The 19473-nt window shown below is 39.0% G+C and carries 15 protein-coding genes; all 15 read right to left on the reverse strand.

The annotated features are described in order from the left end of the window. Nucleotides 1-123: 123 nt before the first annotated feature. The 15 genes from V7K44_RS23065 to V7K44_RS23135 all read right to left on the reverse strand — a co-directional run bounded on the left by V7K44_RS23065 (nt 124) and on the right by V7K44_RS23135 (nt 19187). Entirely contained in the window at nt 124-1464 is a 1341-nt protein-coding gene (locus V7K44_RS23065; protein WP_334934729.1) for a DUF4910 domain-containing protein, read from the reverse strand. Between the two features lie 35 nt (nt 1465-1499). Then, nucleotides 1500-2417 carry an NAD-dependent epimerase/dehydratase family protein gene (locus V7K44_RS23070; protein WP_334934731.1) on the reverse strand — a complete coding sequence of 306 codons (918 nt, stop codon included), beginning with the start codon at nt 2415-2417 and terminating at the stop codon, nt 1500-1502. Between the two features lie 40 nt (nt 2418-2457). Next, the gene (locus V7K44_RS23075) at nt 2458-3342 is read right to left on the reverse strand and encodes a hypothetical protein (protein WP_334934733.1); all 885 of its coding nucleotides are present in this window, start codon (nt 3340-3342) and stop codon (nt 2458-2460) included. A gap of 161 nt (nt 3343-3503) precedes the next feature. Next, nucleotides 3504-4061, reverse strand: a complete 558-nt coding sequence (rfbC, locus tag V7K44_RS23080) for a dTDP-4-dehydrorhamnose 3,5-epimerase (RefSeq protein WP_334934735.1) — start codon at nt 4059-4061, stop codon at nt 3504-3506. Nucleotides 4062-4100: 39 nt separating this feature from the next. After that, entirely contained in the window at nt 4101-4754 is a 654-nt protein-coding gene (locus V7K44_RS23085) for a PIG-L deacetylase family protein (RefSeq protein ID WP_334934737.1), read from the reverse strand. Further along, entirely contained in the window at nt 4751-5548 is a 798-nt protein-coding gene (locus V7K44_RS23090; protein ID WP_334934739.1) for a sugar phosphate nucleotidyltransferase, read from the reverse strand. Before V7K44_RS23090 ends, V7K44_RS23085 begins: the two co-directional genes overlap by 4 nt. 39 nt (nt 5549-5587) lie before the next feature. Beyond that, nucleotides 5588-6853 carry a class I SAM-dependent methyltransferase gene (locus V7K44_RS23095; protein ID WP_334934741.1) on the reverse strand — a complete coding sequence of 422 codons (1266 nt, stop codon included), beginning with the start codon at nt 6851-6853 and terminating at the stop codon, nt 5588-5590. 24 nt (nt 6854-6877) lie between these two features. Further along, nucleotides 6878-7906, reverse strand: a complete 1029-nt coding sequence (locus V7K44_RS23100; protein WP_334934743.1) for an NAD-dependent epimerase/dehydratase family protein — start codon at nt 7904-7906, stop codon at nt 6878-6880. A 3-nt stretch (nt 7907-7909) separates the two neighbouring features. Then, nucleotides 7910-9895 carry a tetratricopeptide repeat protein gene (locus tag V7K44_RS23105; RefSeq protein WP_334934745.1) on the reverse strand — a complete coding sequence of 662 codons (1986 nt, stop codon included), beginning with the start codon at nt 9893-9895 and terminating at the stop codon, nt 7910-7912. Between the two features lie 224 nt (nt 9896-10119). After that, entirely contained in the window at nt 10120-12123 is a 2004-nt protein-coding gene (locus tag V7K44_RS23110; RefSeq protein ID WP_334934747.1) for a tetratricopeptide repeat protein, read from the reverse strand. A gap of 369 nt (nt 12124-12492) precedes the next feature. Then, nucleotides 12493-13773 carry a calcium-binding protein gene (locus tag V7K44_RS23115; protein WP_334934749.1) on the reverse strand — a complete coding sequence of 427 codons (1281 nt, stop codon included), beginning with the start codon at nt 13771-13773 and terminating at the stop codon, nt 12493-12495. A gap of 108 nt (nt 13774-13881) precedes the next feature. Then, nucleotides 13882-14052, reverse strand: a complete 171-nt coding sequence (locus V7K44_RS23120) for a hypothetical protein (protein ID WP_334934751.1) — start codon at nt 14050-14052, stop codon at nt 13882-13884. Nucleotides 14053-14058: 6 nt separating this feature from the next. Further along, nucleotides 14059-15321: a nif11-class peptide radical SAM maturase 3 gene (locus tag V7K44_RS23125; RefSeq protein ID WP_334934753.1), complete on the reverse strand. Its 1263-nt coding sequence runs from the start codon at nt 15319-15321 to the stop codon at nt 14059-14061. Between the two features lie 242 nt (nt 15322-15563). Next, nucleotides 15564-16061 carry a Nif11-like leader peptide family natural product precursor gene (locus tag V7K44_RS23130; RefSeq protein ID WP_334934755.1) on the reverse strand — a complete coding sequence of 166 codons (498 nt, stop codon included), beginning with the start codon at nt 16059-16061 and terminating at the stop codon, nt 15564-15566. A gap of 159 nt (nt 16062-16220) precedes the next feature. Next, nucleotides 16221-19187: a tetratricopeptide repeat protein gene (locus V7K44_RS23135; protein WP_334934757.1), complete on the reverse strand. Its 2967-nt coding sequence runs from the start codon at nt 19185-19187 to the stop codon at nt 16221-16223. Between the last annotated feature and the right edge of the window lie 286 nt (nt 19188-19473).

The raw sequence follows: 19473 nt of genomic DNA on the forward strand, positions 1-19473 counted from the left end.
TCACTTCTCTTCGTGTAGCGGGCGATCCGCCAAAAGTGGATGCTCCCTTTTAGATTACCTGGTGAGAAGGACTTGCCTACGTTTGCGTCGTAGCGAATTTCATTTTCCCAATCTTTTTCAAACTTAATTGGTTTTAATTGTTAATAAGTCATGTGTTGATAATGTATCGGCAGCAGATTTGATCGCATCAAATGACATACCCGACTTTTCTGCAATATCTAATAGAGTATGCTGACCGTCAGATAAATTTAAAACCCACAGGATTGCCATTTCATTTAGCCCGCTATCTTTGTTACCACCAACTGCCCGATATATTCCTCTTTTACCTAACTGTGGCTCACATTTGGGATTTTTGTTGTAGTAGATTTCGTTATTGTTGAGGATATGCAACATCGAATTACATTGAAAGAATGACTCGGCAAGATATTGGGGTTGAACGAAATTTAAATCATCTGCTGAGGTATGGTATTCAGGAAAACTACCATGAGGCGATCGCATGAAGCAACCTACAGCTAAATTAAATCCTGGCGAGCAATATTGTCGCTCATCATAGCCATAGGGGAAGAAATCTATAATTTTGTGATCTTGTTTTGAGTTTTTGAGTACATAAGCAGCAACTTGATCTATTTCAGTGTCACCTCTACGACTTTTTTTGTAGGTAAAGTTGCCTGCATCTCCTAAACAAGTTAATACCAAGCCATGTTTAATGTTATTGACTTGAGCTTCATTGAGAGCCAACCATGTAATTGAGCCAATGGTTCCGGGAATCCAGAGAAATCTATAGGAATATCTTGGTGTAGTTTGACTTAAATATTTAGCGATAAAAGTAGCGATCGCAATTCCTGAAAGATTATCATTACATAGTGAAGGATGACAGGCATGGCAAGAAATCAAGACTTCATCAGTACTTTCTCCGGGAATATAATACTCACCATAAGTCAAATAACCTGGTTGCAGAGAAGAATCAATACATACTTCATATTCTTCATCATTTAGTTGCAAATACTGATTGTGAGTCAGGCAAAAACCCCAACTTTCCTTGTAATATGAAGTTCGGTAAGGAATCCAATTAGGATAATCGGTAAGTGTAAATAGATGTGATTTAAGTTCTTGAAGAGATATTTTTTGATGTATGGGAATACTATAGTTAACAACGTGTAAATTTGAATTAGTAAAATCTACAATCTTTTCACCTTGAGAGTTTTTAATATAGGCATCTTTAATATTCCACTCATTAGGAACTGTCCAATCAAATACCTCTGTTCCTGTTGGCACCTCATGAACTGACAAAGGAATATACTGCTGGAGAATTTTTAAAGTTTCTCTAAAACCATCACCTGTAATACTACGGCAAATGGGATATAAATCAGAAATTAGTTGGTAAATTTCTAGACTAATATCCTTTAAGTTAAAAGAATTTTTTAGATCGAATAAATTAATATTCTGAAGTCTATCTGCAACCATAAGTAGCATCCTTGTTAATTGGTGTATCCAATCTTTTATTGATGTTTTGTATACCAATTTACAGTCAATTCCAAGCCCTTCTTTAGAGAAATTGAAGGTTGCCAACCTAGTTTATCGTATGTATAAGCCGTATCAGCTACTCTTATTCTTTCCATCGGCCGCTCAGGTAAAGCACCAAATAGTGGCTGGATTTGAGGGTTGACCAGATTAACAAGCTGGGACACAACTGCATGAATGGGTACTAGTTCTCCCGAACCTAAGTCGAATGTACAACCCTCTACATTAGGAACTTGTGTTGCAGCGAGAAGTCCTGCAATCACGTCATCGATATAAATCCAATCAACTTGACGCTTTCCACTACTAAGTTTTGGAGCTTGCCCTTGCAACAAGGAAAGAATAACAGAAGGAACGATCTTAGACACATTTTGCCCCGGCCCATAGGTCATAAAGGGTCTAACAAGAACTACAGGTGTCTGATAGAGTCGATGGAACATCCGACCATAAGTACTACTAGCAAATTTAGCAATAGCGTAAGGAGAAGAAGGAACTACTTCAGGACGATCTTGTTCTGGTTCCTCTAAAGAAGCTATTAACACAATGCGACTACAACCAATTTCGGCAGCTATCGTCAATAAGTTAATAGTACTAGTCAGTAAACTGTGAAAGGTAGGCAATATGAACTCTAGATTAGGAACTGCTGTCACAAGACCGGATAAATGGAAGATTAGGTCAGGTTTAATGCTGTGGAAAATATTTTGAACAAACTTAATGTCTTCCATGTCACCGTGCCACCATCGCAAGCAGCTTATATCACAAGTATGAAAACTGCGAGAAACAGCATGTACTTCTGCACCATTGTGGCATAAATGACGGACTAAATGAGATCCTAGAAATCCGCTAGCACCTGTAATTAGTATTGTTTGTCCAGACAACTTTTCAACATAGTTCACCATTTATTGCTCACAGACTGGAGTTTGAAAAACAAAAGTTATTCTACAAGAGATTGTTTGTTGTAGACAACAACAATGTGTCAGTAATCGGGTAGAAGTCAGTGCCTCGTAAGAAGTCGCCTAAAGAAGTTCCTGTACAAGTTGAATCAATATTTGGCGCACCCTTTTGAGCTATGACATCATCAAAATGTACGGTTCTAAAGTCAATACTGAAACGGGTATAGCCTGATGTGTTGGGAATAGTGGAGTGCATCTGCGCTCCTGAAAACAGAATCATGCCACCGACTTGTGTAATTAACCGCAATTGCGGCTCCATTTCTAAAGTTTCTTCTGCATGGGGTTGCTTGCGCGTATCTGTTTTAATGTGCTGTGCCGCATTTCTGCGACTTTCTTTAATCCACTGAGCGTAGTCATAATCTCTTGAGCTATTCTTAACTGGTTGATTCCAGTAACGCGGATGGAATGCCATCGCATTCTCTGGGGTAATATCGTAGACAGGAATCCACCAGTTGATCTGGCACAGAGGAGCAGAATACCAGATGTCACGATGAGGATGGAAAGCGTAAGCAATACCAGCAGTCAGATAGCGATCGCTGGTTGCTGTTCTCAGGCGAGGTACATCGAAATAGGTTTTATTCAAGTCACATCCACTTTCTTTCAAGATGCCTTGAATGAGTTGTTTAGATTCAGGGTGATGGATAAAAGCTGGCTTGAGTTGTGCTAAAATCTCAACGTATTTCTCTACAGGCAGGCTATGTTGTGCTTCTCTCGGATCTAAAGGGGCAAACGCTTCTTCAACCATACTACGAGCAAAATCACATAGAGCGATCGCACTGGCACAAGGAGAAAAGACAAACAATTGTCCATTATAAAGATGCTTGCGTCTGATTTCATCACTAAAAATCGAATCAAAATAAATTGTATTCACTTCGCCCCTTATGTGCTGTAACAAAGTTTGAACACAGTTTTAAGTATGAAACTCAAAATTTAATTTTTCAAATTTTGATTTTCCGTGTCTCTGCGCCTCTGTGTGTTCCTAATCCTATATTTACTCAGCAACTATATATTTTTAAATTGATCTTAAAAGTCTTACATCACCGTAGTCGTTACAATTTTTTTCGATTCAAATAAACTCCAAGCCCGATCTTTATTCGAAATTTCAGTCACAGGTAGAGGCCATTCAATACCAAAAGCTGGGTCATCATAGCGATACCCGCCAGCATATTCAGGTGCATAAAAATCACCCATTTGATACATCACCTCCGTCTCATCGCTCAGAGTTTGAAAACCGTGAGCACACCTATCTGGGATATAGAGAGCAAGACGATTTTCAGCAGTTAACTCTATACCAATATGAGATAAATAGCTAGGAGAATCTGGACGCAAATCGATAATTACATCATAAATAGCCCCCCTGATACAACGCACCAATTTTGTTTCCTGAGAAGGAGGCATTTGATAATGCATACCCCGCAATGTTCCTTTTTTATAGTTAAAAGATAAATTGCATTGGGCAATAGTAGGTTTTAAGCCACGATCTTGAAATTCCTGAGTACAGAAACTCCGAGCAAAAAAGCCGCGAATATCTCGGTGCAGTTCTAAATCAACAATAAACGCTTCTTTTATTTTAGTTTCAGTAAATATCATAAATTTACAAACCTGAGATTAAATTCAACTTTTAATTTTTCAGAAAAACATTTTTCGACAATAAAATGCTTCCGCATATTTACTCGGTGAATTTGATTCAATCCCACGAATTCTGAGAATCGCACGAAAAGTCTCTTCTGTAAACCACTGCTTATTATTCTGGGTAGCAAACGCATCTAAAATATATTGAATTTTTCGGTGGCAGAGTGTTTCATTTAAATGGACAAAGAAATTAGGAATACCCAAATCACCATCATATTTGGGTATTTCATATTCTAAAATTAAATGATTTCTAAAGGTATTCCAAGTAAAGTCAGAAATTAAGCGATGATCTTGATGGCGATCGTCTCGATGATGAGTAAAGATTATATCTGGTGAAAATTCTTGCTTCAACTGTTCAAAGCATTCCTTCACCTCTATCCCTTGAAAAGGTAGAAAGCCATCTCGAAAATTTTTAATGATAATTTTCTTGACTGGAATTTCTTTTAAGAAAAGACTAGCACTTGTGCTTGCTTCCTCTGCTCTTTGCTCATTGGAACTAAAGACAACCCAATAGATCGCAACATCTTGATAATTCTCTATCAGCTTTAAGATTGTACCTCCACAACCAATCTCGATATCATCACAATGAGAGCCGAGACAAAGAATTTTGTACTCAGATTCGTCTGTCTTATTCAAACTAAGTTGGATCATAAATGGTCGACTTGTACTTGTTCATCTCCCCAAACTTCCCAAGGTCTTTTGCCTTGAGCATACATATCATCCAACTGTTGTTTCTCTTTAAATGTATCCATTACTCCGAAAAAGCCAGTGTATTTATATGCAAAAAGTTCTTCTTTCGCAATCAATCTTTGAAAAGGCTCCATAACCAGTTCTTCGCCATAATTTATATAGTTAAAAATCTCTTTTTTAAACATAAAATATCCTCCATTAATCCAAATATCACATTCCTTTACATCTTGGATATTTTTTACCAAACCATCCTCTTGCATATCAACTAAGTGAAAAGTTTGGCTTGGTCTGACACATAAAAAACTACCAATTTTATCACGCTGATAAAAATTATTGATATACGTTGGTAAATGTAAGTCTGTCAAACCGTCACTGTAGTTAGCTAAAAATACTTCTTCTCCTTCTAGATACTTTTCTACTGCTTTGAATCTTTGACCAATGTTAGCAGTTAACCCTGTATCTACAAATGTAATATTCCAATCTTGAATATCTCGATTAAACAACTGAATTTGGCTACCCTTGGAAAGGCTAAAGTTATTAGAAAGCCATTCATTGTAATTTAAGAAATAACTTTTAATGAGGTCGGCCTTGTAACCAAGACATAAGATGAAATCTTTGTGCCCATAGTGAGCATAGTATTTCATGACGTGCCATAATATGGGTCTATAACCAATATTCACCATTGGCTTAGGAATACTTTCTGAATATTCTCTCATTCTGGCTCCTAAGCCACCGCAAAATAAAACTACTTTCATGTCACTTACCCCTTTTTGACGAGCAAAAATATTAAATACTTAAGAGTAGACATTAACTTCAGGAATTGGTACAACAAATTGACCTCCCCAATCCCGAATGTAAGCCATTTGTATCATAATTTCATTTTTCAGATTCCAGGGTAATATTAGTATATAGTCAGGCTTGGTTTCGGCAATTTTGTCTGGATGAAAAATCGGAATATGAGTTCCTGGTAAAAATTGACCCTGCTTATAAGGGTTACGGTCTACTGTATAGTCAATAAAATCTGTGCGGATACCGCAATAGTTTAAGAGAGTATTTCCCTTACCTGGAGCACCGTAACCAACAATCGATTTTCCCTCTCGTTTAACTTTTATCAAAAAATCTAATAAGTTGCGTTTAGTTTCTTTAACTTGTTCACCAAAGGAAAAATAGTATTCTAATTGCGTAAAACCAGCCGCTTCTTCTCGATTTTTAAGTTCTGATACTTGGTCGCTAATAGGTTTAGAAGAGTCTTCATTGTGGCGGGCATAAATTCTCAAAGAACCACCATGAGTGGTTAATTCTTCTACATCAAAAATTGTCAAGCCGTGAGCAGCAAAAATCTTGTCTACAGTAATAAAGGAAAAATAAGAGAAATGCTCGTGGTAAATAGTATCAAACTGATTTTCCTCGATTAACCGCATCAAGTGGGGAAATTCCATAGTAATTACACCATGCGGTTTGAGGATAATTTTCATTCCTTTGACAAAATCATTGAGATATGGAGTGTGAGCAAGAACATTGTTTCCGAGTAATAAATCTGCCTGTTTGCCCTTAGCAACCTGTTCTTGCGCTGTCTCCTGTCCAAAAAATTTGACAACTGTAGGAATACCTTTTTTAATTGCTACTTCAGCAACATTTGCTGCTGGCTCTATTCCCAGCGCTGGTATGCCTTTGGCAACAAAGTATTGCAACAAGTAGCCATCATTACTAGCAATTTCTATTACCTGGCTTTCCTGGTTTAATTGGAAACGTTCTACTACTAAATCAACGTATTTTTTGGCGTGTTGTAACCAGCTATCAGAGTAGGAAGAAAAATAAGCGTAGTCGCTAAAAATATTTTCTGGACTAATGTATTCTTGGAGTTGAACTAACAAACACTCCTCACAAACATAGACATGCAGAGGATAAAATTGCTCTACTTCATTGAGTTGTTTGAGACTGCGATAACTTTCACAGGGAGGAGACATACCTAAATCTATAAAGGTATGCTGTAAGCCTGTTCCACAGAATAGACAATTACCAGTTATTAGCTGATTATTTGTTGGCTTTAGTAAATTCATAAGTTATTATATGATATGAAACTTTTAAACAGTCTGCCAGAAGAAATCTCGATCGATTTGCTGAGTGCCAATGAGGTATTCCAGTTGTTTCAGGCGGGTAAAGCCTCTAGACTCAAATGTTCCTCTATTCATATCAATTTGCTGAAAAATATTATATAGTTGTTGGGCACCGCGCTGGGCATCCCATTCACATTTGAATCCTGGTAATTTTTGGTTAATTTTATTAAATAAAACCCGATAGCTGCGGTTGTCAGGATCGTGTTTACCAAAGCTCAATTGACAATCTGTAAAAACATCTGCAACTATTTGAGCAATTTGTTTGACTTGATAGTTGCTATTTGTATCACCGACATTGAAAATTTGGTTATGAATTACATCACGCGGAGCTTCTAAGGTACAGATAATTGCTTTGCAGATATCCAATAGATGCACTAGGGGACGCCAAGGTGTACCGTCGCTGTTCATCTTGATTTCTTTAATTGTCCATGCCCAACCGGCTAGATTGTTTAAGACAATATCAAAGCGCATTCTTGGAGAAGCGCCATAGGCTGTGGCATTTCGGAGAAAGGTGGGAGAAAAGCCATCATCAGCAAGGAGTTTCACATCCTGTTCGACAAGTGCTTTGCATTTGGCATAAGCTGTTTGGGGATTAATGGTAGACTCTTCGCTAACGTAGTCTTCAGTGGCAAAACCATAGACACTGCATGACGAAGTATAGACAAAGCGTTGGATTCCAGCTGCTTTCGCCAGTTTCGCTATATGTACCGAGCCTTTGTGGTTGATATCGTAGGTGATATCAGGGGCTAACTGACCTAAAGGGTCGTTAGAGAGTTCTGCCATGTGAACTACTGCTTCTATGCCTTGTAGGTCTTCTGTTGTAATATGGCGGATGTCTTTGTTGAGGGTTTTGGCAGTTACTTTGGTGCCGTTATATAGCCAACCTACTTTATAAAAGCCAGTATCTAAACCAATAACTTCATGACCTTCTTGGATCAACAGAGGAGCTAATAATGAGCCGATATAACCTTCAGTTCCAGTTACAAGTATTTTCATATCTTATAGTGCGATCGCAGTTTGTGGGGATTTTAATTCAGCAGGAATCTTGTCTGGAATATTTTCTCCAGGAATAGCAAGCAACTTGGTAGCAATCTCATTCCGTAAGGGAGCAGCTTCATCTTGAGTCAACCAAGCAAATAACTTGGCAATCGCTTCAGGAGAACAATCGATTTTTAGAGCTTCTTGAAGCATACGCAAAGCACCAGTCAGATAACCGGCTCTTAGAGGAATGATTACCCTCCTTTCTAGAAGATATTCAAAGTTATAGCTACGGGCTTTTGCTGTCATCTCTGTACAAAGATCCTCAGGAAGATAGCTCTCTGTAATCTCGATAGCACGGCGAAGAAATACTGCATGATTTCCTGTCAAAAAAAGATTATTCGACCTTTTGTTAGCGTACAAACTTGTATCTACGCGATAACAAGCCAAAATTTCTGGTTCATACCAACAATCATAAAAAGTAGCAATCCGTTTACACACTTCCCACCCGTTAAGATCGCTCAAATCAGAACAATATCCCCCTAGTCTTTCATAGGTTTGCCGCCGAACAACTATTGCCGAGGGTCTCAACGGATTTGTCACTACAATCTGTGACAGCCAATCTTGAATAATACCTTTGTTTTCTCCATACCAGTAAAAAATATCCCCTTTGGAAAGAAACATCCCTTTTTCGTCAATATTATCAAAACCTGTGAAAGCTGCTCCAACAGAATCCGAACAATCTTCTAGACTCTGCTTGAGTTGGGAATAAAAACCAGGGAGAACATAATCATCATCGTGAAGTATGTGAATCCATTGCCCTCGACTGAGTGTAATACCTGTGTTATGGTTTCCTACTAACCCAATATTTTGCGAGTTTCGGTAGTAGCTTACTATACCTCTGCCAATAGAATTCACAAGATCGAAGAGTGGCGGCGTACTGGCATTATCCATTACCAGAATTTCCATTTCTTCTTCTCCAGTCCATTGTGCTAAAACACTAGCTAGACATTCGAGAAGATAGTCAGTGCGTTTATATGCAGGAATCACCACACTCCAGAATGGCCTCTTTTTTTCACTAGCCACAACTGCTGGAATCTTGGGAAACTTATAGTTTCTCACAATTACCTCTTCTTGAGGAAGCTCCGGTGTAATCGGCACTTCCTGATGTTTGTCGGTTTCTGCATCAGCTACAAATGCTTTGAGGTAGTGGGGATTGGTGAGCTTCAACCCTTGTTGATAGGCAGATATTGCCTCTGGTAATTTGTTTTGATCTTGGTAAATTTTGCCTAATTTGAAGTAAATTTCTCCGTTGTGAGGATAGAGTTCCAATATTTTTTGATAAGAGGCTACTGCCTCTTCAAAATCACCTTGCTGTTGAAGCGCAATTCCCAAGTTATAGTGAGCATCGAGCAAATCAGGCTGTAAAGCGATCGCAACTCGATAGTAAGCCACAGCAGTCTTTAAATCTTTTACTTGGTGCCGATTTCTGCCTAACTCATTGTTTAATGTCCCGTATTGAGCCTGTTGTTGGGAAGAAAGCTTTCCTTGGGCGTGCAATGCGTTACCCAAATTCGCTTCAGCTTCAATACAGTTGGGCTGCAACTCTAATGCTTTTTGATAGCAAGCAACTGCCTCTTCCCATTTGTTTTGTAGTTGTAAGGTATAGCCAAGGTTATTATAAAGTGGCGCTGAGTCTGTCTTTAGTGCTATGGCTTGCTGATATGCTTCCACCGCTGCTGGTAACTGACCTTGGGCTTGATATAAATTACCTAGACTGAACCAAGCCTTGACGGAGTTAGGCTGAATCTGGAGGACTGCATTTAGCAACTGTTCAGCATCTTGAAACTTACCTGACTGCTGTGCCAGTATACCTAACCCATATAAGGCTTCTGGATGCTTAGGTTGTTCTTCCAAAATCTGACGGTACAGTTGTTCGGCTTTGGTTAAATCATTAGCTCTATAATGTTTCGATGCTATTTGGAGAGATTCAGTAATTGTTGTCATTTTAAGTATTTTTATGATTTATTACTCCCAGTTTGCTCATTTTCTAGACAGTTATAAAAAAGACGGAACGTTAAAATAAGGGTTATAGCGTTTGTCCCAAATTGCGATCGCTATTATCCAAAAACCTGATTTTTCCCAAACCCTTATTTCTACGTCATTTACCAATTTTTCTAACTTCAAAAAAAATGGGCGAACTCCCAGTATTTAGTTAGGGTTTTGACTATCTAATTATCGAGAGGCAAAGAGATCAACCTGAAGGCGATCTCATCCCTTACAGGAGTGGCAATATCTGTTCTCAGCCAAGTAAATAACTGTGCTAGTGACTCAGCAGACCGATCGATTTTGAGAATCTCTTCAAGTGTGCGAAAAGCGCCAGTAAGATCGCCAGCCTTGAGAGGAACTTCTGTATCTGCTAAACAACTAATGAAGTAATGTTTACGTGATTGTGCTGTAATTCCTGCACAAAGATCGGCTGGAAGATAGCTTTCAGAAATCTCAATAGAACGACGGATTGATGCTACCCGATCTCCAGATAAGGAAAGTTCAGTTCTCATACTTTGGGAATGCACGCGATAATGAACCAAAATTTCTGGCTCATACCACCAATCATAGAAGGTAGCGATCCGTTTATAGAGTTCCCAGTCGAGAGTAGAGGTTAATTCTGGATGATATCCACCTAGCCGTTCATAGGTTGTTCGACGAATCACAACAGCAGGCGGATTCAATGGGTTTGCTACACCAATATATAGCAGTAAGTCTGAAACTATACCTTTATCTGTCCCGTATAATTGTTGGCGGAAAGTAATTTCTCTTGTTTCGTTGATATTTTCATAACCTGTAAAAGCTGCTCCAACCGAATCTGGACAACCTTCTAGACTCTGCTTGAGGCGAGTATAAAAACCTGGCAACACATAGTCATCATCATGAAGTAAGTGAATCCACAATCCTCGACTATTACTAACTCCTGCATTCCAAGTTCCCTGCTGTCTGAGATTTTGCGGATTGCGGTAATAGCGTACTATACCTCGCCCGATCGCATTTACTAGTTGATACAGAGGTGGCGTACTTGCATCATCAATCACAATAATTTCCATTTCCTCAGTACCTGACCATTGAGCTAGGACACTGACTAAGGACTCTAGTAGATAGTCAGGACGTTGATATGCAGGAATAACCACACTCCAAAAAGGTCGCTTGTCTTCCGTTTCTGATACTGGAGGGATTAGTGGAAAGTAATACTCACCTATTTGCACCTCTCCTTGAGGAAGTAGGGGAGTTGCTGATATCTCTTCTTTGTTGTCTTGGGTAGCTGCAAATACTTTAGCATAGTGGGGATTAATCAGCTTTAACCCTTGTTGATAAGCAGAGATCGCCTCTGTTAAATTATTCTGCTGTTGGTAAATTTTGCCTAAATTCAGGTAAACTTCTCCATAGTTGGGATTAAGTTCTAAGAGGTTTTGATAGGATGCGATCGCCTCTTCTAATTCCCCTTGTTCTTGCAGCGTCAAAGCCAAGTTATAATGGGCTTCTAACAAATTTGGTTGTAGTGCGATCGCTTCCTTGTAACAAGTTACAGCATTTTTCAAATCCCCTGCTTTTTTCCGGTTAACACCCAATTGATTATTTAATTGTGCATAGTACATTTGTTGATTGCTGGAGAGCTTACCTTGAGCGTGTAACGCATTGCCCAAATTAGTCTCTGCTTCGATAAAGTCTGGCTTTAACTCTAGAGCTTTTTGATAATAGTGAATTGCTTCTTCAAATAATCCTTGTTGTTGCAGAGTATAGCCCAAGTTGTTGTAAATTGGTAGTGAGTTAGGTAATAAAACTAAAGCTTGCCGATAAGCTTTCTCTGCTTGGGAAAACTGTTCTTGAACTAAATACAAATTACCTAAACTGAACCAAGTTTTAACAGAATTTGGTTGAACTTGTGAAGCCGCACTTAGCCACTGTTCAGCAGTTTGGAGTTGCCCCATCTGCTGCGCTAACATTCCCAAACCATATATTGCTTCAGCGTTATCAGGTTGTTTTTCCAGAACTTGACTATATAGCTGTTCCGCCTCCAATAAACTATTGTCTCGTTGCTGTTGAACTGCTAGTTCGAGGATTTCAGCCACTTCTGTTTGATCTAGCCATTCAGCTTCATCCTTGTCACCTGACTGATGCGTTTGCACGGCAATTTGAATAAGAAATTTAACTCTAGATTCTGAAATATTTGTAGTATTCATAACTATATTTGAATTGGATATTATATTGTTATAGATTACTATAAATTCAGAACATAAGTGATAACTATCAATAAAATATTTTACCTATTTTTGCCTGTTAATAAAGCAAGTCTATTTAGTTAAGATAAGGTAGAGATTTTGTCAACAGTATGGGCGAGAAATAAACCTAAAGTTAGCGATCAAACATTACCAACTCAAGTAATTTCAGTGCGTACACTATAGAGGTTCCTGTTGGCAAAATCTCTCCCAGAAAAAGTATCGACATTTTCTTGTGCAATCAGATTTTTTACTCACCCGATTGTTTTGACTGAGATGCTTTGTCAATCAGAGTCTGTTAGGAAATGAAACGAGCAATTAGCCTTAAGCAAATTATATTACCGAACTGATATCACTGGCACTCACGTTTGAAAATAGTATGCTTTGTTGAGGATTATTACCCAGAGACAAAGAATTACCCAGAGATAAAGAATTACTCAGAGATAAAGAATTAAAGGTGAGAAGAGCGCCATCGCTGGTATCTGTAATGTTACCTCGACTTCCCCAGCCATCTAATACAAGCTTATCAACACCAACCTGGAAATCTTGAATGACATCAAAGTCTTTTTTAAACAAGGTATCGCTACGTTTGAAAGTAAATGTGTCATTACCTTCGCCACCAACTAAGACATCATTACCACTACCACCATAGAGTGTATCATTGCCTTTACCGCCATAGAGTGTATCATCGCCATCGCCACCATCTAGCGAATCATTACCTTGGCCGGCGTCGAGGTTATCATTACCTCTTTTTCCAGATAGCTTATCATCCCCCAAGCTGGCATAAAGTTTGTCTGCCCCGTTGGTTCCCGTCAGATTATCCTTCCGAATCGTGCCATAGATAACATCTCTACCCAGGTTGCCGATTAAAGTATCTCCTGCCAATTCAACAGAACTAGTATTAATTTTGACTATAGTTAAGTTGGTATTGCGCTTAAAATTCCGTTCATAAGTCCCAACAGCATTACCATCCAAGAAGTCACTACCATTGTTGCCATTAATATCAGAATCTTTATCACGACTGTCGATTGTGACATTGCCACTACGACCAAATGTTAGATCCCCGATTTTATCAGAGGAGACTAATTTACCCTGGATGCCAAAATAATCTAAAACTCTGGCCTTGTTAGGATTTGTGGTATCTAATACCAAAAAAGTGGTTGTAGACTGAGCTTTGTTATATTCAACGTCAGGATTTTCAATTTCTTTAGCTGCCAATGCTAAATTTGCTGAAAAATCAAAAGAGAAGCTTTCATTACGACCAACTGCAAAACTAGCAAGTATCTTTGCTTCGCTGTTGGAAGTACCTTCAAACTGACCACTTAATCCAACGACAGCAGCCTGAGTGAAAAGTGATGAAAAAGTTGGATCAAAACTTGCTTGAGCCTCAGCAATTGCAGCAGTTACGCCACCTTTAACTAATGTATCTGCCTCGGTAGAAGTTAAAATGCTTGCAGCACCTTCACTATAGTTAGAAAAAGTTGCATCCCCTTCAGCGGTAGCAAAATTAGGGCTAGGATCGGGCTTGGGATCGGGTCTATTATTGAGATTAGTTCTACCATTGAAAGAAAGTAACTTTTGAGTTGTTAGTGTTAGACTTATTCTTGATGCCATAAAAAACCTGTGTTGATTTTGTTAATTAACAAATTTGCGCGTAAATATTCGGGGAGTAATTCTCTCCTAATTTACGAGCTAAATCTCTCGATATCTCTAATGAAGCTGTCAGCTTTTATCCAGGACTTGCTTTGCTTTTAACAGCACTTTTAAATAGCTTAATTGGCTATTCCAAGCTGAACGTGGAAGTAGTGAGATTTTCTCTAATTCTTGAGATGATGATGACTCAAGGTCAGTTTTGTTCTCTGAAATTGTGTCAATTTCTGAATTTTCTACCATGATTTATTATCTCACTAAAAAGTAAGAAAATTCGGGTTCTTGTTGCCAACTTTCCGACCACTGAATGCTGTCAGCAGTAAAGTGTAATCGGTCGTTTGCTGGCAATAAAGTATCTGTAGACTCAACAATTAGCTCAAATTCGCCATTATCAAATGGCAATCCTTGCGCCTTGACTTTGGGAACTACACGCTCTCTCATACCTTGTTTGGCATGAACAAGAGCGCGATGATGACAGTAAGGATTATTACCTCTCTTATTAAAGAAAACATGGGCAGTCCAACTGCAACCCCCACGACAAAGTTCAGCATATTCGCAGGTTTTACAGAAACCCCACAGGTGTTTTGTCCCTTCAGGTGTTCCTGCTCCTAGATTGAAGCGTAGTTCTTCTGCACCCTCGATAATATCATGCAAGGTCTGTTCTCGAATGTTACCACCTGTATAGGCAGTAGTCGGCAGTGAGGGACAACCTTTAATCGCTCCGTCAGCTTCAATTCCCAAGGTTGAGAGTCCTGCACCGCAACCTTGCCAAAATGAGAAGTCATGCTCTTTTCCCCGTCCCCGCAACAATCGTTCATAAGGGCCGTAATAACCAATGTTATTTCCCGCCTGAAGTTGCACACCTTCTTGGTAAGCACGACGCGCCACACGGGCAAGCATGGGATAAATATCTAACAGTTCATGGGGTTGAAGGAGGATATCTGCGTTATCGGCTGCATTCCCCATTGGTACAGTCAGCTGAACTTGCCAAGCACGAGCACCTGCATCACGAATACACTCATAGATGCACGGAAACTCTGGCGCTGACAAGCGGTTAATTTGGGTGTTGCAACCAAAAGGAATACCGACTTCTCGCAGATGACTCATGGTCTTAAATGCATATTTCCAAGAGCCTTTCTTTCCCCGCAGGCGGTCATGAGTTGCTTCCAAGCCATCAATAGAAACAGAGACGCTACGAATTCCCGCTTCCTTCATTTTTTGGGCGGTTTCTAACGAAATGCCATAACCGCCTGTAGTCATACCACATAACATTCCCGCCTCGTTGATAGCTTTGGCAATTTCCAGCCAGTCTGGACGCAGAAATGCTTCACCACCAATGAGAGTAACTTCTTTAATTCCAACTTCTGCCATCTGCTTGACGAGATCCAAAGCTTCTTCTGGAGAAAGTTCGTTGGCGCGCTCATGTCCTGCACGGGAACCACAGTGACTACAAGCTAGATTGCACTTTAAGGTAATTTCCCAAACTGCGTAGCTTTTGCGGTGATGTGTCATAAATTAACTCTCAATTTCAACCCTCAAAATAACCCTCTTTTGTCAGAGTGGTAAACTCCAATTACTAAAACCCTTTTGGCGCTTCACTTTCCGCTATTTAATTAAAAACAGTTAATGTTAGAAAATAAAGCCTCAAAGCTGGATTAATTCAAAGTCTCAGAATTTGGGTTCGATTATTGTTTTCCGAGAGTGACAAAAGAGGGATAAACTAACGCATTCTATTTCTTCATCGTTTTATCGGGTTATTGTACTTCTGTTAGACTAACAACTACTCCATATAACGGTTGTATAGGTGGAGCTATTGGCTTTGGATTTAGTTTAGGAATCCATTTACATTTTTTAACTGGTGGTTTTCCACCTTCTTCAGGAGGTGAGAATACAACACCATACAATGGCTGAACGAGTAAATCCTTATTGTTTGTAAGCCCGCCAAAGGCTCCTACTAATTCCTCTTCACTGAGGTCGTCAAACTGACCTAATTCTTTTAACTCCAAGATTTTAATTGAGGCTGTTTCAAATTCTTCTTGAGAAAAATTATAGCCACCGTCTTCCATTACTTTTATCACTTCGTCAATTTTATCGCTCATCAATTGAGTGTAAAAAGCTTCGTCTTTAACTAGTCTGATGATGAACTCTTTAACTTTGTCGAAAATTGTTAATGACATAATTTTTGCTGTGTTGTTATGGTGATTGGATTTTTTGTTTTTGTTTTTTAGATTGATGGCTGTTGAGGATCGCATGAGAGAACCTCTTTAGCGAGAAACTTTTAGTGAGTCCACTTGTGTAACTTTTTGTTGCTGGTTTTGGTAAATCTCTCCTAATTTGATCTTGGCTTCCTGGTGTTGGGGATTGAACTCCAAAGCTTTTTGATAGCAAGCGATGTCTACGACGGGCTACGCCTACGCTTCTTCTAATTCCCCTTGTTCTTGGAGTGTCACCCCCAAGTTATAATGGGCTTCTACCAAATCAGGCTGTAGTGCGATCGCAGTTCGATAGTAAACAATAGCAGTTTGCCAATCAGCTGCTTCTTGGTGGGCAATGCCCATCTGATAATTCAAGTCAGCGTAATAGACTTGTTTCTCTGGTGAAAGCTTCCCTTGGGCAAACAGCGCATTCGCTAAATTGATTTCTGCTTCTATGCAGTTGGGCTGAAATTCCAGAGCTTTTTGATAAGATGCGATCGCATCCTCCCACTTATCTTGTTGTTGTAAGGTGTAGCCCAAATTGTTATATATTGTCCCTGCATCTGGTCGCAACGCAATCGCTTTTCGGTAAGCTGCTTCAGCTTCTGGTAACTGTCCTTGACCTTGCAGCAAATTGCCTAAACTAAACCAAATTTTCACAGAGTTAGGCTGAACTTGCGAAGCTGCACTCAAATGCTTCTGAGCTTCCTGCAACTCACCTTTCTGCTGTGCCAGCATCCCTAAACCGTATAATGCTTCTGAATAGTCTGGCTGTTTTTCTATCACCTGACGATATAGCTGTTCGGCTGTGTCTAGGCGATTAGCTCGATGATCTTGAAGTGCAAGTTGAAAGAGTTCAGCAACTTCTTGGGCGTTAAATTGTCTTGGTTTATTAACCAGCTGCAAAATAAAATCTTCTAGCGCTTTGACTGGCTTTAAATCGCCATATAACTTATGTTTATTTTCTGCAACTTGCTGGGAAATATATTGCCGATATTTAGTATCTTTCCCCAGACGGATGGCAATTTGGACGTATTCTGATTTCTTTGAAGCGATCGTCTCTTCGATACCCATCATCTGTAAAATTGCCAGAGAATGGCGCGATCGCATCAGTTCTCCTGGTAAAGTGACAACTGGAATATTATGAGCAATAGATTCGAGCGTGGAGTTACATCCAGACCAACCAATACTATCTAAGAAGACATCTGCTAAAGCTGTAGTTCCAGCAAACTTACTGTTATTCATGAAAGACAAAAACAAACAGTGATTTTGATAATCTAACCCGAATGCTGCAAAAGCATGGTTTAAGCGCTGGCGAAATCTTTCTGTTATTTCTTCACTTTTGCTTTTAATAAATACAAACTTAGAATTACCTAATTCTTTAGCAATAGAGGGGAAAACATCATCATGATTGGGCAAATATTTATATAATGACTGACAACACCAGAAGAAAATATCATCCTCTTTTAAACCTATATCTGATTTCTTAATTTCTTCGGGTTGAATTGCTAAAGGCATATAATGAATAGATAGATTGGGTAATCTAACTAATTTTTCTGTATAATGTTCTTGAGCATTTTCTGGTTCCATTAAGTCACTGCTCAAGTAATAGTCAATTGTCGGGAGTCCACTAGTCTCAGGGTGTCCCCAAGATGTCATTTGAATTGGCGCTAATCTCAAACAACCCAGTCTGAGGGTCATTGGGTCCATCCCAAATTCTGGGAAAATCAAGATATGTAATTTATCTTTTGTGATTACCTCACACCATTGTTCAGTTGAGCGAACACCTTGGGCAAATTTATCAAAAGCCTTGGTGGCACTTATTGTTGAGTAATCTGTTCTGTCCCCGGTGTAATAACCAAATAATTCAAACTCACTTCGATCTATATTTTCTACCCAACCTTTAATAGGGATTTTCCAATTAGAATGACTAGATAAAAACCCAGAGACAATACCAATACGAACCTTTTGATTTTTATCTAAATTTGGCAGAACCAACGGTTGACAATCTTGGGGATAGCGACTCGACATAATCTGGAAAATCATTTCCCCATAAGTTCGCTGTAAATCTCGGTCATTTAAACCTTGATATGTCAAATAAAAAGGTTGAAATGCTCCCACAGCCTCAGATGCTTTGGCCCGTTCTTCCCGATTAGTTAATTCATAATATTTAGCTAAATCTTGCAAATACTGTTGATACTGATTTCGTCTGAATGCAATTTCTTCAACATTAGAGTAGATAACTGGTAGTTGGCTCATGCAAGCACCAAATTTAGCCATATCATAGTTTGGCGTTACTTTGACGGCTTGCTCAAATGCCTGGACTGCCGCTTCTATTTGGTTATCATCTCTCAATGCTGTTCCCAAGTTGCAATATATGTAATCAACATCAGGTCGAATTTTAATCGCTTTTTGATAGGATTCTATGGCGGCATCAAATTTATTTTGTGCTCTGAGAATATTTCCTAAGTTGTTATAGGTGATTGCAAAATCAGGTTGAATGCTTAAAGTTTTTTCGTAAACTTCTATTGCTTCTGCAAATTTTCCTTTTTCCTGGAAAAGATACCCTAAGTTGTGATAGGCGTAATGATAGTCTGGTTTAATTTTTATTGCTTGTTGATAAGAATCGATGGCATCATTGAATCGCCCTTGTTTTTGGAGTACTTCTCCTAAATTAGTATGAGATGATACCAAATCTGGCTGCAATGCAATAGCTTGGCGATAATATAACTCTGCTATCTTGAAATCGCCTGCCTGTTGCCTACCTAAAGCAAACTGCTCATTCAACTCTGCGTAGTAGATTTGCTCTTCTGGTGACAGCTTACCTTGAATGTGAAAAATATTTCTGATATTGATTTGTACTTCTATGCTGTCAGGGAGAATTTCTAATGCTTTTTCATAACAGGCGATCGCTTCTTCTAGTTTACCCTGTTGTTGCAGAGCAAATCCCAAGCTGTTGTGTATTGTCCCTACTTCTGGCTGTAATTGCAAGGCTGTTTGAAAAAATCGTTCTGCATTTTGATATTGTTCCCGTTGCTGCGCCAGCAGACCTAATCCATAAAATGCCTCTGACTGCTGGGGATCTAAGTCTATAATTTGACGATAAATCTCTTCGGCTTTGGTGAAGCGCTTAGTTTGGTGATATTGACTTGCGAGTTGGAGAGCATCAGGAATTGTGGTCACGTCGCTTTGCTCCAAATTCAAAATTAACAATCCCCATAAATAAACTTAGGAGCTTGTATCCTTTTATTTATGAGCTATAACTTATACAATTTTTATTTAATATATCTTTTGTTCCTATATCTGCAAGGAACTCAAGCTTTTGAAACTTATAACTGATATCGATTGATATCATGTCTGCTTGATTACTTCCTAAACTTAATTAAAAGGAATTTTACCCTTCTCTACTTTCGGGGGTCTACGAGAAGCTTAAGGCTACGGTAAAATAACTATTAGCCCAGAGTTTTAA

It is taken from the genome of Nostoc sp. (genome assembly GCF_036917235.1).
Classification (GTDB): Bacteria; Cyanobacteriota; Cyanobacteriia; order Cyanobacteriales; family Nostocaceae; genus Nostoc.

Bases quoted from the DNA above. Each gene is read 5' to 3' on its own strand.
- V7K44_RS23065 (WP_334934729.1), bottom strand. From the start codon at position 1,464: ATGGTTGCAGATAGACTTCAGAATATTAATTTATTCGATCTAAAAAAT.
- V7K44_RS23070 (WP_334934731.1), bottom strand. From the start codon at position 2,417: ATGGTGAACTATGTTGAAAAGTTGTCTGGACAAACAATACTAATTACA.
- rfbC (WP_334934735.1), bottom strand. From the start codon at position 4,061: ATGATATTTACTGAAACTAAAATAAAAGAAGCGTTTATTGTTGATTTA.
- V7K44_RS23085 (WP_334934737.1), bottom strand. From the start codon at position 4,754: ATGATCCAACTTAGTTTGAATAAGACAGACGAATCTGAGTACAAAATT.
- V7K44_RS23090 (WP_334934739.1), bottom strand. From the start codon at position 5,548: ATGAAAGTAGTTTTATTTTGCGGTGGCTTAGGAGCCAGAATGAGAGAA.
- V7K44_RS23095 (WP_334934741.1), bottom strand. From the start codon at position 6,853: ATGAATTTACTAAAGCCAACAAATAATCAGCTAATAACTGGTAATTGT.
- V7K44_RS23100 (WP_334934743.1), bottom strand. From the start codon at position 7,906: ATGAAAATACTTGTAACTGGAACTGAAGGTTATATCGGCTCATTATTA.
- V7K44_RS23105 (WP_334934745.1), bottom strand. From the start codon at position 9,895: ATGACAACAATTACTGAATCTCTCCAAATAGCATCGAAACATTATAGA.
- V7K44_RS23110 (WP_334934747.1), bottom strand. From the start codon at position 12,123: ATGAATACTACAAATATTTCAGAATCTAGAGTTAAATTTCTTATTCAA.
- V7K44_RS23115 (WP_334934749.1), bottom strand. From the start codon at position 13,773: ATGGCATCAAGAATAAGTCTAACACTAACAACTCAAAAGTTACTTTCT.
- V7K44_RS23120 (WP_334934751.1), bottom strand. From the start codon at position 14,052: ATGGTAGAAAATTCAGAAATTGACACAATTTCAGAGAACAAAACTGAC.
- V7K44_RS23125 (WP_334934753.1), bottom strand. From the start codon at position 15,321: ATGACACATCACCGCAAAAGCTACGCAGTTTGGGAAATTACCTTAAAG.
- V7K44_RS23130 (WP_334934755.1), bottom strand. From the start codon at position 16,061: ATGCGATCCTCAACAGCCATCAATCTAAAAAACAAAAACAAAAAATCC.